10 protein-coding genes and 3 pseudogenes are annotated in these 16,450 nt (G+C 62.7%); 4 read left to right on the top strand and 9 right to left on the bottom strand.

Going from position 1 to position 16,450, the window contains the following annotated elements:
• Positions 1–80: 80 nt before the first annotated feature.
• Together gyrA and mtnA are read right to left on the bottom strand one after the other, a co-directional pair.
• Positions 81–2,850, bottom strand: a pseudogene (gene gyrA, locus PspTeo4_RS00555) (DNA gyrase subunit A).
• Positions 2,851–3,348: 498 nt separating this feature from the next.
• On the bottom strand, positions 3,349–4,425 hold the full coding sequence (gene mtnA / locus PspTeo4_RS00550) for an S-methyl-5-thioribose-1-phosphate isomerase (RefSeq protein WP_322361891.1): 1,077 nt from the start codon (positions 4,423–4,425) through the stop codon (positions 3,349–3,351).
• Between the two features lie 111 nt (positions 4,426–4,536).
• Here mtnA and ubiG point away from each other — a divergent pair.
• The 3 genes and pseudogenes from ubiG to PspTeo4_RS00535 all read left to right on the top strand — a co-directional run bounded on the left by ubiG (position 4,537) and on the right by PspTeo4_RS00535 (position 6,708).
• Positions 4,537–5,234, top strand: a pseudogene (gene ubiG / locus PspTeo4_RS00545) (bifunctional 2-polyprenyl-6-hydroxyphenol methylase/3-demethylubiquinol 3-O-methyltransferase UbiG).
• 2 nt (positions 5,235–5,236) lie between these two features.
• Positions 5,237–5,908: an N-acetylmuramic acid 6-phosphate phosphatase MupP gene (gene mupP, locus PspTeo4_RS00540; protein ID WP_322361890.1), complete on the top strand. Its 672-nt coding sequence runs from the start codon at positions 5,237–5,239 to the stop codon at positions 5,906–5,908.
• A 60-nt stretch (positions 5,909–5,968) separates the two neighbouring features.
• Positions 5,969–6,708, top strand: a pseudogene (locus PspTeo4_RS00535) (YciK family oxidoreductase).
• A 202-nt stretch (positions 6,709–6,910) separates the two neighbouring features.
• Here PspTeo4_RS00535 and PspTeo4_RS00530 read toward each other — a convergent pair.
• The 7 genes from PspTeo4_RS00530 to PspTeo4_RS00500 form a co-directional block, all read right to left on the bottom strand.
• Positions 6,911–7,696: a TenA family transcriptional regulator gene (locus PspTeo4_RS00530; RefSeq protein ID WP_322361889.1), complete on the bottom strand. Its 786-nt coding sequence runs from the start codon at positions 7,694–7,696 to the stop codon at positions 6,911–6,913.
• A gap of 36 nt (positions 7,697–7,732) precedes the next feature.
• Positions 7,733–10,189, bottom strand: a complete 2,457-nt coding sequence (locus PspTeo4_RS00525; protein ID WP_322361888.1) for an EAL domain-containing protein — start codon at positions 10,187–10,189, stop codon at positions 7,733–7,735.
• Positions 10,190–10,363: 174 nt separating this feature from the next.
• The gene (locus PspTeo4_RS00520) at positions 10,364–12,196 is read right to left on the bottom strand and encodes an ABC transporter ATP-binding protein (RefSeq protein WP_322361887.1); all 1,833 of its coding nucleotides are present in this window, start codon (positions 12,194–12,196) and stop codon (positions 10,364–10,366) included.
• On the bottom strand, positions 12,189–12,821 hold the full coding sequence (locus PspTeo4_RS00515) for a DsbA family protein (RefSeq protein WP_322361886.1): 633 nt from the start codon (positions 12,819–12,821) through the stop codon (positions 12,189–12,191). Before PspTeo4_RS00515 ends, PspTeo4_RS00520 begins: the two co-directional genes overlap by 8 nt.
• A 3-nt stretch (positions 12,822–12,824) precedes the next feature.
• Positions 12,825–13,757 carry a rhodanese-related sulfurtransferase gene (locus PspTeo4_RS00510; RefSeq protein ID WP_322361885.1) on the bottom strand — a complete coding sequence of 311 codons (933 nt, stop codon included), beginning with the start codon at positions 13,755–13,757 and terminating at the stop codon, positions 12,825–12,827.
• A gap of 218 nt (positions 13,758–13,975) precedes the next feature.
• Positions 13,976–14,272, bottom strand: coding sequence for a BolA family protein (locus PspTeo4_RS00505; RefSeq protein ID WP_322361884.1), 297 nt, complete (start codon positions 14,270–14,272; stop codon positions 13,976–13,978).
• A gap of 10 nt (positions 14,273–14,282) precedes the next feature.
• Positions 14,283–14,807: a DUF2059 domain-containing protein gene (locus PspTeo4_RS00500; protein WP_322361883.1), complete on the bottom strand. Its 525-nt coding sequence runs from the start codon at positions 14,805–14,807 to the stop codon at positions 14,283–14,285.
• 153 nt (positions 14,808–14,960) lie between these two features.
• Here PspTeo4_RS00500 and PspTeo4_RS00495 point away from each other — a divergent pair, with 153 nt between their 5' ends.
• On the top strand, positions 14,961–16,355 hold the full coding sequence (locus PspTeo4_RS00495) for a class II fumarate hydratase (RefSeq protein ID WP_322361882.1): 1,395 nt from the start codon (positions 14,961–14,963) through the stop codon (positions 16,353–16,355).
• Positions 16,356–16,450 lie beyond the last annotated feature (95 nt).

The following is a 16,450-nucleotide window of genomic DNA, read 5'->3' as shown; positions in this document are numbered from 1 at the left end:
CACAGGGCGCTGCGCTTGCCTATGGCCCTCAATCAGTCAAACGGGGCGACTTGGTCGCCCCGTTCGGGTTTTACGCTTGCTTACTCCTGCGGTGCCTCTTCGGCGCCCGCAGTGTCATCGTCTGCCGCATCCGGCGCATCGGCTTCGACGCCCTCCTCGTCAGATTCGATGAGTTCATCGACTTCTTCCTCGGACGGCTCCTGGATACGCTCCAGGCCCACCAGCGTCTCGTCATTGGCCAGCTTGATCAGGGTCACGCCCTGGGTGTTCCGACCCAGGCTGGAAACTTCGCCAACCCGTGTACGCACCAAGGTCCCTGGTCGGAGATCAGCATGATCTCTTCGCCTTCTTGAACCTGGATGGCGCCGATCAGCAGACCGTTACGGCCTTTGGTGCCCATGGCGATAACACCCTGGCCGCCACGACCGCGACGTGGGAACTTGGACAGCGGGGTGCGCTTGCCGAAGCCACGCTCGGAGGCGGTGAGGATCTGCGCGCCGGACTCAGGAATCAGCATGGAGATGATTCGCTGACCCTTGCCCAACTTCATGCCACGCACACCACGGGCAGTACGGCCCATTTCGCGCACCACGCTTTCAGCGAAGCGGATCACCTTGCCGGCGTCGGAGAACATCATGACTTCCTTGGCACCATCGGTGATGGCCGCGGCGATCAGGGTGTCACCTTCCTTGAGCTTCAGGGCGATCAGGCCGTTGGAGCGCGGACGGGAGAACTGCACCAGCGGGGTCTTCTTGACGGTACCGGAAGCAGTGGCCATGAAGATGTAGGCGCCAGTAGGTTCGGCGACCCATTCCGGGGTATCGCCATCTTCTTCGTCGACTTCCTCGGCCTCGATCACTTCGCCTTCGATCACGCCGTCATCGCCATCCTCCAGCTCTTCGTCCGGGTCGGCATTCTGCTGCAGCGCTTCCAGGTCGATCTGCAGCATGGCGGTGATGCGCTCACCTTCTTCCAGCGGCAGCAGGTTGACCAGCGGACGGCCACGGGCGGCACGGGACGCTTCGGGAATGTCGTAGGTCTTGAGCCAGTACACCTTGCCCTTGCTGGAGAACAGCAGCAGGGTGGCGTGGCTGTTGGCGACCAACAGGTGCTCGATGTAGTCCTCGTCCTTCACGCCAGTCGCCGACTTGCCTTTGCCACCGCGGCGCTGGGCCTGGTAGGCCGACAGCGGCTGGGTCTTGGCGTAGCCACCGTGGGAAATGGTCACCACGCGCTCTTCTTCCGGGATCATGTCGCCGTAGTTGAGGTCGTGACGGGCATCGAGGATTTCGGTACGACGGGCATCGCCGTACTCGGCGCGAATGGCTTCCAGCTCTTCGCGGATCACTTCCATCAGGCGCTGGGCGCTGCTGAGGATGCGGATCAGCTCGCCGATCTGCTCGAGAATCTCCTGGTACTCGGCCAGCAGCTTCTCGTGCTCCAGACCCGTCAGGCGGTGCAGGCGCAGGTCCAGAATGGCCTGGGCCTGTTCTGGCGACAGGTAGTACTTGCCGTCGCGCAGGCCGTATTGCTCCGGCAGGTCTTCAGGACGGCAGGACTCGGCACCCGCGCGCTCGACCATCACCTGCACGGCACTGGATTCCCAGGCCTTGGAAATCAGCGCTTCCTTGGCTTCCGACGGCGTCGGCGAGGCCTTGATCAGGGCGATGACCGGGTCGATGTTGGACAGCGCAACAGCCTGACCTTCAAGGATGTGGCCACGCTCACGTGCCTTGCGCAGCTCGAACACGGTACGGCGGGTCACCACTTCACGGCGGTGACGGACGAACGCTTCGAGCAGGTCCTTGAGGTTGAGCAGACGCGGACGGCCATCGACCAGCGCAACCACGTTGATACCGAACACGGCTTGCAGCTGGGTCTGCTGATACAGATTGTTCAGCACCACCTCCGGCATCTCGCCGCGACGCAGCTCGATGACGATGCGCATACCGTCCTTGTCGGACTCGTCACGCAGCTCGGTGATGCCTTCGATTTTCTTCTCTTTGACCAGCTCGGCGATCTTCTCGATCAAGCGCGCCTTGTTCAGCTGGTACGGCAGCTCGGTGACCACGATCTGCTGGCGGCCACCTGCTTTGTCGATGTCCTCGACCTCGGAGCGGGCGCGCATGTAGATGCGGCCGCGACCGGTGCGATAGGCCTCGATGATGCCCTGGCGACCGTTGATCAGGCCGGCAGTGGGGAAGTCAGGGCCGGGATGTACTGCATCAGCTCATCGATGGTGACTTCCGGGTTGTCGATCAGCGCCAGGCAGCCGTCGATGACCTCACCCAGGTTGTGCGGCGGGATGTTGGTTGCCATGCCCACGGCAATACCGCTGGAACCGTTGACCAGCAGGTTGGGGATACGGGTCGGCATGACCGCCGGGATCTGCTCGGTGCCGTCATAGTTGGGCACCCAGTCGACGGTTTCCTTGTGCAGGTCGGCCAGCAGCTCGTGGGCCAGCTTGGCCATGCGCACTTCGGTGTATCGCATGGCTGCGGCGTTGTCGCCGTCCACCGAACCGAAGTTGCCCTGGCCGTCGACCAGCAGGTAGCGCAGCGAGAACGGCTGGGCCATACGCACGATGGTGTCGTAGACCGCAGTGTCGCCGTGCGGGTGGTACTTACCGATCACGTCACCGACCACACGGGCGGATTTCTTGTACGGTTTGTTCCAGTCGTTGCCCAGCTCGCTCATCGCAAAGAGGACGCGACGATGCACGGGCTTCAAGCCGTCACGCGCATCGGGCAGCGCTCGCCCGACAATCACGCTCATCGCGTAGTCGAGGTAAGACTGTCTCAGTTCGTCTTCGATATTGACCGGGAGGATTTCTTTGGCCAGTTCGCCCATGAGAAGCCTGATTCCTTTTTCTGGTGAAACTTCGCAGCCTCCATCAAGGGCCGAACGAAGCTCGCCGCCGCAGCGCATAAGGGTGCGACGACATACGACAAATCAATGAGTTGAGCCATGGACTTGCGCAATGAAGGCCGCCGTCATGGGCGGTCTTGGAAACTGCCGGATGTTATCACAAAGGCAGTGACGGTGGGGAGATGTGGCACAGGGTTCGGCGCGAGTGGTGTGTCGTCAGCGAGATCGAGCGCCGCCCGCGCGGCGCATCGCGAGCAAGGCTCGCTCCTACGTTTGTGTACGGCCAGTAACGTCTGTGACAGGCGCGCGCGACCGCCTTGTGTGTACGACTCGATATCAAGCCATGCGCCAAGGCGTTCGCGCGCAAATCCCACAGGCATAACTGGCCCGAAACAAACGTAGGAGCGAGCCTTGCTCGCGATGCGCCGCGCGGGCGGCGCGCGATCCCCCAGGCGCTAAATCACCATCACCCTACCCCAATCAATGCAACCGCTTGCGACACATCAACTGCGCCAGCTTGGCGGTATCCGGCCGCTCGACGATGCCTTTCTCGGTCACGATCACATCGATCAGGTCCGCAGGCGTTACATCGAACACCGGGTTGAACACTTCCACATCCGGCGCCACACGCGTACCGGCGTAATCCAGCAGCTCGTCGGCGTCTCGCTCTTCCAGCGGAATGTCCTCGCCGGTGGCCAGGTTCAGGTCGATGCTGGTGCTCGGCGCCACCACCATGAAGCGCACACCATGGTGCATGGCGCTGACCGCCAGCTGATAGGTGCCGATCTTGCTGGCCACATCACCGTTGGCGGCGATGCAGTCGGCGCCGACCACCACCCAGGTGATGCCCTTGCTTTTCATCAGGTGGGCCAAGGCCGAATCGGCGCAGAGGGTCACCGGAATACCCTCGCTGGCCAGCTCCCAGGCAGTCAGGCGCGAGCCCTGCAGCCAGGGGCGCGTTTCGCCGGCATAAACCCGCTCGACCATGCCCTCCAGGTAGCCAGCGCGAATCACCCCAAGCGCGGTACCGAAGCCGCCACTGGCCAGCGCGCCAGCGTTGCCGTAGGTCAGCAGCGTCTGTTCGTTGCCCTGATGACGACGGATCAGCTCGATACCGTACTGAGCCATGGTCAGGTTGGCCTCGCGGTCACTCTCAAGAATGGCCACCGCTTCGGCCTCGAGCGCCGTCAGCACGTTTTCCTCGGGGCGTACGCGCATCAGGCGCTCACGCATGCGGTTGAGCGACCAGAACAGGTTGGCAGCGGTCGGCCGTGCCTCGGCCAGGTTGAGGAAGTCCTCCTCCAGGTCGATTTCCCAGTCACCGCCGGCCGCCAGGCGCTCACGCAGCGCCAGAACCAGGCCGAAGGCCGCGGCAATGCCGATGGCGGCGGCGCCGCGCACGGTCATGTCACGAATCGCGTCGACCACCTGTGTGACATTGTCGCAGGTCAGCCAGCACTCTTGCGATGGCAGCAGACGCTGGTCGAGCAGGTGCAGGGTGCCGTCCTGCCAGCGCATCCCGATCACCTTCTCCGCCGCCAAAAGTCGCTCGCGCATCGCCTCTCCCCGTCGTTTCAATGTCAAAAGCGAACGATTATAGCGACCCTCAGCCCCGGGCGCTCGGGTATACTCCCGCGCAATTTAGCGAAGTTTCAGAGGACTGTTCACATGAGCAACGTCGACCACGCCGAAATCGCCAAGTTTGAAGCCTTGGCGCACCGCTGGTGGGACCGCGAAAGCGAGTTCAAGCCGCTGCACGACATCAACCCGCTGCGGGTCAACTGGATCGACGAACGTGTCAGCCTGGCCGGCAAGAAGGTATTGGACGTGGGCTGTGGCGGCGGCATCCTCAGCGAGGCGATGGCCCTGCGTGGCGCCACCGTCACCGGCATCGACATGGGCGAAGCCCGCTGGCGGTCGCTCAACTGCACCAGCTGGAATCCGGTGTGCAGGTCGAATACCGGCAGATCACTGCCGAAGCCCTGGCCGAAGAGATGCCCGAGCAGTTCGACGTGGTCACCTGCCTGGAAATGCTCGAACACGTTCCGGACCCGTCCTCGGTGATTCGTGCCTGCTACCGCATGGTCAAGCCCGGCGGCCAGGTGTTCTTCTCCACCATCAACCGCAACCCGAAGGCCTATCTGCTGGCCATCGTCGGCGCTGAGTACATCCTCAAGATGCTGCCGCGCGGCACCCACGACTTCAAGAAGTTCATCCGCCCATCGGAACTGGGCGCCTGGAGCCGCGTCGCCGGCCTCGAAGTCAAAGACATCATCGGCCTGACCTACAACCCGCTGACCAAGCACTACAAGCTCAGCAGCGACGTCGACGTCAATTACATGATCCAGACCCTGCGCGAGGAATGAGCATGCGTTTGCGAGCGGTACTCTTCGACATGGACGGCACCCTGCTCGACACGGCGCCGGACTTCATCGCCATCTGCCAGGCCATGCTCGCCGAGCGCGGCCTGCCGGCCATCGATGACAAATGCATCCGTGACGTGATTTCCGGTGGCGCCCGCGCCATGGTCGCCGCCACCTTCGCCATGGACCCTGAGGCCGAGGGCTTCGAGGCCCTGCGCCTGGAGTTCCTGGAACGCTACCAGCGTGACTGCGCGGTGCACAGCAAGCTGTTCGACGGCATGGGCGAACTGCTGGCCGACATCGAGAAAGGCAACCTGCTGTGGGGCGTGGTTACCAACAAGCCGGTGCGTTTCGCCGAGCCGATCATGCAGCGCCTGGGCTTGGCCGAGCGCTCGGCTCTGCTGATTTGCCCGGACCACGTGAAAAACAGCAAACCCGACCCCGAGCCGCTGATCCTGGCCTGCAAGACGCTGAACCTGGACCCGGCCAGCGTTTTGTTCGTCGGCGACGACCTGCGCGACATCGAGTCGGGCCGTGATGCCGGCACCCGCACGGCGGCGGTACGCTATGGCTATATTCATCCAGAGGACAACCCGAACAACTGGGGTGCCGACGTGGTGGTGGACCACCCGCTGGAACTGCGCAAGGTGATCGACAGCGCGCTGTGCGGCTGCTGAACGCCGATCAATGCCCCTGTGGGAGCCAGTGTCACCCCCACGAACTCGAAGGACAGACCAATGTTCGACTACACCGCCCGCCCGGATCTGCTCAAGGGCCGCATCATTCTGGTCACTGGCGCCGGCCGCGGCATCGGTGCCGCCGCCGCCAAGGCTTATGCGGCCCTGGGCGCCACCGTGCTGTTGCTGGGCAAGACCGAGGCCAACCTCAACGAGGTCTATGACCAGATCGAAGCGGCCGGTCACCCACAGCCAGTGGTGATCCCGTTCAACCTGGAAACCGCCCTGCCCCACCAGTACGACGAGCTGGCGGCAATGATCGAGGAACAGTTCGGCCGTTTGGACGGGCTACTCAACAATGCTTCGATCATTGGCCCGCGCACGCCGCTGGAACAGCTGTCGGGTGACAACTTCATGCGCGTGATGCACATCAACGTCAACGCCATGTTCATGCTCACCAGCACCTTGCTGCCACTGCTCAAGCTGTCCGAGGACGCCTCCGTGGTGTTCACGTCCAGCAGCGTCGGCGCAAGGGCCGGGCCTATTGGGGGGCTTACGGGGTCTCGAAGTTCGCCACCGAGGGGCTGATGCAGACCTTGGCCGACGAGCTCGATGGCGTTGCACCGGTGCGCTCCAACAGCGTCAACCCAGGGGCCACGCGCACGGCGATGCGGGCCCAGGCTTACCCGAGCGAGAACCCACAGAACAACCCGCTGCCTGAAGAGATCATGCCGGTGTATCTGTACCTGATGGGGCCGGACAGCACTGGGGTGAACGGGCAGGCGTTCAACGCGCAGTAACATCTGGGGCTGCTTTGCAGCCCATCGCAGGCTTCGCCAGCTCCCACAAGCCTCGACTACCCCAATAAGTTGGACACGAATCAATAAGTTGGACGCGCATCCAATCCTTGGGGGCATCCATCGCCAGGTAGCTGTCAATCCTGCAGTTGTGGGAGCTGGCGAAGCCTGCGATGGGCTGCAAAGCAGCCCCAAACCGCAAGACTCAACCCGCCGCCAACGCCGGACGCAGCCGCCCCTGCTGACGCCCTTCCAGTTGCATGCACCGCTCCAGGAACAGGTACATGCAGTCGTAGCTCTTGCAAATCGCCTTGCGCAGTTCATTGCGCAGCCCCAGCGTCGGGTTCTCACCGGCCAAAGTGCAGATGATCTCCAGCGCCTCCCAGGGGTGGGCATCGTCATACTGGGCGTGCATCTTCAGCCACTTCATGGCGCGCTTGCGCTGCTCTTCCGGGAAGCCTTGGGCATAGGTGTCGGTCGAGCAAACCACCGCCGACCACTCCCCGGTGGCCCCTTCGATAGCGTAATTGGTCGCCGCCATGGCAATGGCCAGCGATTCAGTAGTGCACACACGCCAACACCAGTCATTCAGGCCGTTCAGCTCGGGCGGTACTTCCTGTGCCTGCAACTCGTGCAGGTGAATGCCATGGGCCTGGCACCAGTTCACCCAGTAATCGGCATGGTGCAGCTCTACCCGTATATTGCGCATCAACCAGCGCCGCGCCATGTCCTCACCGGGGTGACGGGCATAGCGGGTCTTGGTGAGGTTGTGGGCCATGTACAAGGAGAACTGTTCGACCACCGGCCAGCCACCAATCAGGTACTGGCGAATGGTGGATGACTTCAGCTGGCCGTCGCGCAGACGCTCATAGAACTCATGCTCGACCACCCGGCGCTTGCTTTCACGACACTCTTCAATCAGTTGCTGAGCCCATTGCGGGTAACTGGCCGGGTCCATCAATGGCCCGATACGAATAAATGCGTCAATCACGTTCAGCTCCTTGATCCTTGTGATTTTCGGGACAATTCAGCGAAAGGTTCCCGGCGCCCTGTGCAACAGGGGTCTCGCGGCAATCCGTTGGCGTTGCAGACTGTCGCAGGTGAACACCTGCGGACGTTCGATCAGATAGCCCTGGGCGTAATCCACGCCGATCTCCTGCAAGGCCTGTTCGATCAACGGCGTTTCGACAAACTCGGCAATAGTGCGCTTACCCATGACGTGCCCGATGTGGTTGATCACTTCGACCATGGCACGGTTAACCGGGTCATCGAGCATATCTTTGACAAAACTTCCGTCGATCTTCAGGAAGTCTACAGGCAAATGTTTCAAATAGGCGAATGACGACATTCCGGCGCAGAAGTCGTCCAGCGAGAACTTACAGCCCAATCCTTTCAATTCATTGATAAAGCGAATGGCGCTACCCAAGTTGGCGATAGCACTGGTTTCGGTTATTTCAAAACAGATTAACCGTGGAGGTATGGCATATTCGGTAAACAGCCTTTGCAAGTACTCCAGGAACTTGTCATCGCCGATACTGGAACCCGACAAGTTGATCGCGCACATCGACAACGGCCCTTCCCGCCCTTCATCCAGGCATTGGCGAATGACCTGGAATACATTGCGCACTACCCAGCGGTCCAGGGCCGTCATCAAGCCATAGCGCTCGGCCGCCGGTATGAAGCTGTCAGGCAGAATGGTGCGTCCGCTTTCATCGTGCAGTCGCAGCAGAATTTCGATGTGGCCAGGGCCCTCGATGGTCTTGAGCGCGGCGATTTCCTGGGCATACAGGCAGAAGCGGTTTTCTTCCAGAGCCACATGCAGGCGCTGGATCCAGGCCATCTCGCCAAAGCGCATGGACAGTTCGCTGTCATCGACGTGGTACACCTGCACGCGGTTGCGGCCCTTCTCCTTGGCCATGTAGCAGGCCATGTCGGCCGCCCGCAGCGATGCCTCGAGGGTGCCGGGGGCCTGGGCCATGTGCACCAGGCCAATGCTCACGGTGGTGACGAAGGGGCGCCCCTTCCAGACAAAATGCAGGCTCTGCACGCTCTGGCGCAGGTGTTCGGCAATGCGTTCGGCCTGCTCGGCCGGGCAGTTCTCCAGCAGCACGCCGAATTCGTCGCCACCCAGGCGGGCCAGGGTGTCGCCTTCACGCAGGCAGGCTTGCAGCACCGCGCAGATATGCCGCAGCAACTCGTCGCCAGCCGCGTGGCCGCAGGTATCGTTGACCAGTTTGAACTGGTCGAGGTCGAGGAACATCAGCGAATGCCGTCCGTTCTGCCGCGCCAGGTCGTTGAGTACTTGCTCAAGGCGGTACTCGAACTCGCGGCGGTTGGCCAGGCCGGTCAGGGCATCGTGGGTCGCCTGCCAGGACAGATTGGCAATGTACTGGCGCTCTTGGGTCATGTCGTGCAGTACCAGCACGATACCGGCCACTTGCCCCTCGTTGATGATGGGCGAGCCGACCAGGTTGATCGACACCGTACTGCCGTCCAGGCGCTGGATCAGCCTGGCATGCTCGGCACCACCCTTGAGGCTGCCATTGACTACCTGTTCGACCAGGGTGGCGCTGTCCTGGTCGGCGTGTTCGTCCACCAGGCTGAACAGCGCCGACAGCGGCAAGCCCTGGGCCTGCCCGGCCTGCCAGTGGGTCAGCTGTTCGGCAGCGGGGTTCATGTAGCCGATGCAGCCGTCGACATCGGTGGTAATCACCGCGTCGCCAATCGCCTGCAGGGTAATCTGGGCGCGCTCTTTCTCTTCCTGAAGGGCGCTGGCAAAGGCCTGCCGTTGGGCCAGCAGCTTGCTGGAACGGCGCCAGGCAATGCTGATGAGAAACAGCGCGGTCAGCAGATTGGTGACCAGCAGCACCCGCAGCAGCATCCGCGAGCCTTCGCCCAAGGCATCGCTGAACGCCTTGGCCGCCGGGGTCACGCCTTCATTGATGGCAACGATGCGGGCCTTCCAATCGCTCACCTGGCGCTGATCGACCACCGCCGCCGCGAAGCCCTCGCGCATCTCGCTGGCCAGCACATCCAGCTGGCTCAGGTAGGCATCGCCGATATCCCAGTACGCGATTGCCCGCTGCATGTAGCTGATCTGGCGAAAGTTGCGGTAGAACCAGATGATGCGGTCGACATCCTCGGGATGGTTGCCGCCCTGGAGGATGGCCTGGCGTGCCGCGTCCAGGTCTGGCTCGGGCTGGTCGAGCACCACGCGCAGTTCGTGGTCGCCCTGGGGGACTTTGATTGCCTGGCGATAGCGCTCAAAGGTGTGCACATCGCGGTTGTCGGCATACAAGTTGAGGTAGTAGATGGCGTCTTTCTGGGCCTTGGACCACAGGCTTTCACCCGCCACATAGGCGCGCACGGCCGACAGCGCATAAAGGCTGAGACTGCCCAGCAACACCTGGAAGACCACAACAGCGATGAAGGGCCAGATGATACCCAGTAGCTTTGGCGCTTCGAGAGTCCGTTTTCCCTTCATGTAATCCCTGTCGCAGAGCAGATAAGGCTTTGATCAACCCAGACAAGCACAGCGTAGGCCATTTGCCATCTGTTTGGCGGGGTTTTTTAGGGGTGGAAAATGGGAATTTTTTGTTGTTCTTGCCGGCGATGAGGCCGGTACAGTCAGCACAAGGACTCCCCATGGACAGGGTTATCAGGTCTGCTGCAGATGCCCGTACAACTTGGCGTACAACCCACCTTCGGCGATCAGTTGCTGATGCCCGCCATCCTCGGCCACATGCCCACCATCGAAAACCAGCACGCGATCGGCCTGCTTCACCGCCGAGAGGCGGTGGGCGATGATCAGCGTGGTGCGACCGCGCAGGAAGTGCGACAGGGCCTGATGCAGGTTGTATTCGGTGGCCGCATCCAGGGCCGAGGTGGCCTCGTCGAGAATCACCACCTTGGGCTCGGCCAATACCATGCGGGCGATGGCCAGGCGCTGACGCTGACCGCCTGAAAGGCGAACCCCGGAACGGCCGACCACGCTGTCCAGGCCCTGCGGCAAGGCGGCAATGGTGGTATCCAGCTGGGCCACGCGCAGCGCTTGCCAGCAGGCTTCATCGGTGCACTCGCGGCCCATGGTCAGGTTGGCACGCACGGTATCGTTGAACAGCGAGGGGTGCTGCAATACCACCGCCACGTTCTCGCGCAGTGTTTCCAGGCCGATTTCCTGCAAGCTGGCGCCACCGAAACGAATGGTGCCGGCCTGGGCGCTGTACAAGCCCAGCAACAACTGCACCAGCGTGCTCTTGCCCCCACCGCTGGCACCGACGATGGCCACCTTTTCGCCCGGCGCAATGGCCAGGTCGAGATGATCCAGCACTGGCTCGTCGGCATAGGCGAAGCGCAGGTCGCGCACTTCGATGCCCACCGTTTCACGCCCGGCGAACGGGTCGCAGGCCGCGGGATACTGCGGCTCGTCGTCACGTGCCAGCAGCTCGTTGACCCGGCTCAGGGCACCACCGGCGGCATAGTAGGCGTACTGCAGGTTCAGCAGCTGCTCCACCGGGCCGATCATGAACCACAGGTAGCTGAACACCGCCAGCATCTGGCCGATCGACAAGTCCGAGAACAGCACCGTGAGCATGGCCGCAGCCCGGAAGATATCGATACCGAACTGGAACAGCAGGCCACTGGCGCGGCCACTGGCATCGCTTTTCCACTGCGACTCCACGGCGTAGTCACGCACCTCCCGGGCACGCAGGCCGAGACGGCCGAGGAAGTAGCCCTGACGGTTGCCGGCACGTATCTCCTGGATGGCGTCGAGGGTTTCGGCCAGCGCCTGGGTAAAGCGGGAGGTGCTGTCGTTCTCAAGTTTCTTCAGGTGTTTGACGCGTTTGCCCAGCTGTACGGTGAAATAGATCACCAGCGGGTTGAACAAAAGAATCAGCAAGGCCAGCTGCCAGTGCATCCAGATCAGGATGGCGGCGGTGCCGGTCAGGGTGAGCATGGCGACCAGGAAGCGGCTGAGGGTTTCGCCGACGAACTTGTCGAGGGTGTCCAGGTCGGTGACCAGGTGCGTGGTCACGGTGCCGCTGCCGAGGCTTTCGTATTCTTTCAAGGAAATGCGCTTGAGGCGCTCGATCAGGCGGATGCGCAGGCGATAGACAATGTCCTTGGCCAGCCCGGCAAACAGCTTGGCCTGGATGACGTTGAAGGCCAGCGCGGCCAGGCGCAGGCACAGCGTGGCCACCAGCATCAAGCCGATGTAGCCCGCCGCCACTTGCCAACCGGCAGGCAGCAGATGGTTCATCCACTTCAGCGCGGCATCGCCGTGGCCAAGCAGCACTTCGTCCACCAGCAATGGCAGCAACAGCGGAATCGGCACGCTGCAGCAGGCAGCCAGCACCGCCACCAGGTTGGCGGACCACAGCTGTTTCTTGTGATGCAGGGCCAGGCGGCGGATTTCCGCCCAGCTCAGCCGATCGGCCACAGAAGTGGGTTTCCCCGGCACAGGGTCGGGTGACCCTGGCACATCAAGCACAGACGGCCTGCTGTAGCCAGCGGCCAAGCAAGGGTTGCAGGCGCTCCAGCGGCTGGTAGCCGTTGGTCAACAAGGCCAGTTGCCCATTGCGCTCGGCAAGCAAGGTAGGGAAGCCAGCAATGCCCAAGTCTTGCACCCAGCTGAAATCGGCCGCGGTGGCAGTGCGGATGTCGTGGCCAGCGAAGTGCTGGGCAAAACGCTCGCGGTCGAAACCAGCCTGCTCAGCCAGCTCGACCAGTTGCGGGGCCCGTGTGACATCCACACCTTGCTCGTAGAACGAGCGCTGGATCAGTGCCAGCAGCGGCCAGACGCGCTCGGCGTCCAGCTCGCGGGCGGCCACCAGGGCGCGGCATGCCGGCTCGGTGTCATAGACGAAACCGTCAGGCATCGCCCCGTCGAAACGAAACGGTTGCCCGGTGGCCTCGGCCACTGCCTGCCAATGCTCGAGGATGTACTTGCGGGTGGACGCGTCCAGGGCGCTGCCGCCGGTGCGCAGACCGCCCGGCACCAGGCGCGTCGACACGCCAGCCTCACGCGCCTGGGCGATCAGGGCCGCGGCCACGGGTGCGAAACCCCAGCACCAGGAGCACATCGGGTCCATCACATAGAGCAGGCGTGCGGACATGGATCAAGCCTCGGCTTTGTAGTTGTAACCGATCGGGTGTGGCTGGTTGCGCGCCTTGGCCAACTCGATCTGCTTCTGCCGGTCGATGGCGCTGCGTCGGGTCTTTTCGCTCAGGGTGTCCCAGCAGTGCGGGCAGCTGACGCCTGGCGAATAGTGCTCGGACGCACGGTCCTCCACATCGATCGGATGGCGGCAGGCATGGCACTGGTCGTACTCGCCTTCGCTCAGGTCATGTCGCACCGTGACACGGTTGTCGAAGACGAAGCAGTCGCCGTCCCAGAGGCTTTCTTCCTGAGGTACTTCCTCGAAGTATTTCAGGATGCCGCCCTTAAGATGATAGACCGCCTCGAAGCCTTCACCGAGCATGTAGCTGGAGGCTTTTTCGCAGCGGATGCCACCGGTGCAGAACATGGCCACCTTCTTGTGCTTGCTCGGGTCGAAGTTGGCCTTGATGTAGTCGGGGAACTCGCGGAAGGTTTCGGTCTTGGGGTCGATGGCGCCCTTGAAGGTGCCGATGGCCACTTCATAGTCGTTGCGGGTGTCGATCAACAGCACTTCCGGGTCGTTGATCAGGGCGTTCCAGTCCTTGGGTTCGACATAGGTGCCGACCGCCTGGTTGGGGTCTACGCCTGGTACGCCAAGGGTGACGATCTCTTTCTTGAGCTTGACCTTGGTACGGTAGAACGGCTGCTCGTCGCAGTAGGATTCCTTGTGGTCGACATCCACCAGGCGCGGGTCGCTGCGCAGCCAGGCCAGCAGGCCATCGATGCCTTCGCGGGTGGCCGACACGGTGCCGTTGATGCCTTCGTGGGCCAGCAGCAGGGTGCCTTTGACACCGTTGTCGTTCATGACCTTGAGCAGCGGCTCACGCAGCTCGACGTAGTCTTCCAGGGTGACGAACTTGTACAGCGCCGCCACGACGATAGCTTGGGACATGTAACAGAATCTCCAGGTGGTTGCCCTCGTAAGGGGCGGACCGGGTTTTACAAAAGCAAAGGGGCTGCTGTGCAGCCCATCGCCGGCAAGCCAGCTCCCACAGGTGCAACGCAACACTCAAGGCATGCGTTTTACCTGTGGGAGCCGGCTTGCCGGCGATGGGCCGCACAGCGGCCCCCTTGGGATGTCGCGGATTGTACCAGAACGACGGAAAGGATTCAGTGCCCGCCGCCGGCGCACACTGGCGAGGCCGGCGCCACGCCCACCTTGGCCCATTCCTCGGCCGTGTAGGTGTGAATGGCCAGGGCATGGATCTCGCCCATCAGCTCGCCCATGGTGGCGTACACCTTCTGGTGGCGCTTGACGCTGTTCAGCCCGGCGAACTGCTCGCTGACGATCACCGCCTTGTAGTGAGTCTCCTGGCCACGGCTGTGCATGTGGCTTTCGTTGAGCACTTCAAGGTGTTGCGGCGCCAGCGCTGCCAGCTGCTGCTGGATACGTTCCTGCATGGTCATCGGGTATTACTCACTTCTTCGCCGGAGCGGCGGCCTTGCCGGCGTTCGGGTCGAGTTCCTTGGTCATGTCGTCAAGCAGCTTGTTGACCACCGGTACGGCGGGCTCCAGGCTCTGCTGGGTCAGCTGGGCCGACTGCTGGGTAACCTTGGGCATCTCGCGCAGCACTTTCTTGCCCAGCGGCGACTCGTAGAACTTGACCAGGTCCTTGAGCTCCTGCTCGGTGAAGGTCTGGGTGTAGAGGTCGACCATCTTCGGCTTGAGCTTGTTCCAGCCGATGGCGCCATCCAGGGCGGCGTTGGCCTTGGCCTGGTAGCTTTCCAGCACCGACTGCTTGGAAGCTGGTGCCTTGGTCTGGGCGAAGCGCTGGGCGAACATCTGCTGGACCTGCATGTACACCGGAGTGCCCAGCTTGTCGGCGTTGGCCAGGGTCAGGAATTTCTCGGCGGCAGCATTGTGGCTGGCGGTGGCAGCGAGTACCTGGCCGCTGGCACAGGCCAGGGCAACGGCGGCACAGAGGACACGGAGACGGGTCATTGCATTTCCTTCAAGAGAGGGAGGCGGGTACCTCAGAGTAGAGCATTCTGCGCCGTGGTGGCGAAGTGCTCAAGTGGCACGACGAGCGATGGAACCGCTCTGCCGAATCAGGGCCTAAACTGCGATTTCAGACTACAAAGGAGTGAGCGCAGCATGAGCCGTATCGAGACAGACAGCCTGGGCCCGGTCGAAGTTCCGGAGGACGCCTATTGGGGCGCGCAGACCCAGCGCTCGCTGATCAACTTTGCCATTGGCAAGGAACGCATGCCGCTCGCGGTGCTGCACGCCCTGGCGCTGATCAAGAAAGCTGCGGCACGGGTCAACGACCGCAATGGCGACCTGCCCGCCGACATCGCCCGCCTGATCGAACAGGCCGCCGATGAAGTGCTTGAAGGCGAACACGACGATCAGTTCCCGCTCGTCGTCTGGCAGACCGGCAGCGGCACGCAAAGCAACATGAACGTCAACGAGGTGATTGCCGGGCGCGCCAACGAGCTGGCGGGCAAAGGCCGTGGCGGCAAGGCACCGGTGCATCCCAACGACCATGTAAATCGCTCGCAGAGCTCCAACGACTGCTTCCCTACCGCCATGCACATTGCTGCCGCCCAGGCGGTGCACGAACAGTTACTGCCAGCGATTGCCGAACTGTCGTCGGGCCTGGCCGAACTGTCGGCGCGCCATAACAAGCTGGTCAAGACCGGCCGCACGCACATGATGGACGCCACGCCGATTACCTTCGGCCAGGAAGTGTCGGCGTTCGTTGCCCAGCTCGACTATGCCCAACGCGCCATCCGCGCGACGCTGCCGGCAGTGTGCGAACTGGCCCAGGGCGGCACGGCCGTGGGCACCGGGCTGAACGCGCCGCACGGGTTCGCCGAAGCCATCGCCGCTGAGTTGGCTGCGCTGTCCGGCCTGCCCTTCGTCACCGCACCGAACAAGTTCGCCGCCCTCGCCGGCCACGAGCCGCTGACCAGCCTGGCCGGCGCCCTCAAGACCCTGGCAGTGGCGTTGATGAAAATCGCCAACGACCTGCGCCTGCTCGGCTCTGGCCCCCGCGCCGGGCTGGCCGAAGTGCGCCTGCCGGCCAACGAGCCGGGGAGTTCGATCATGCCGGGCAAGGTCAACCCGACCCAGTGCGAGGCGCTGTCGATGCTGGCTTGCCAGGTGCTGGGCAACGACGCGGCCATCGGCTTTGCCGCCAGCCAGGGCCACCTGCAGCTGAACGTGTTCAAGCCGGTGATCATCCACAACCTGCTGCAGTCCATCGAACTGCTGGCCGATGGTTGTCGCAACTTCCAGGCACATTGTGTGGCCGGAATCGAGCCGGATGCCGAACAAATGGCCGCGCACCTGGAGCGCGGGCTGATGCTGGTGACGGCGCTGAACCCGCATATCGGCTATGACAAGGCTGCGGAGATTGCCAAGAAGGCTTACAGCGAGGGCAAGACCTTGCGCGCGGCAGCGCTGGAGTTGAAGTACCTGACCAACGAGCAGTTCGATGAGTGGGTCAGACCGGAGAACATGCTGGCGCCGGGTGGCAAGGGCTGAGGAAGGTAGTGACTTTACTGGCCCCTTCGCGGGTAAACCCGCTCCCACAGGTATGATGCTGAATCCCAGGAAAGCGTTGATCCTGTGGGAGCGGG

The organism is Pseudomonas sp. Teo4, assembly GCF_034387475.1.
Classification (GTDB): domain Bacteria; phylum Pseudomonadota; class Gammaproteobacteria; order Pseudomonadales; family Pseudomonadaceae; genus Aquipseudomonas.
The sequence above is the reverse complement of the archived record's forward strand: the minus strand, read 5'-3'. Positions and strand labels throughout refer to the sequence as shown.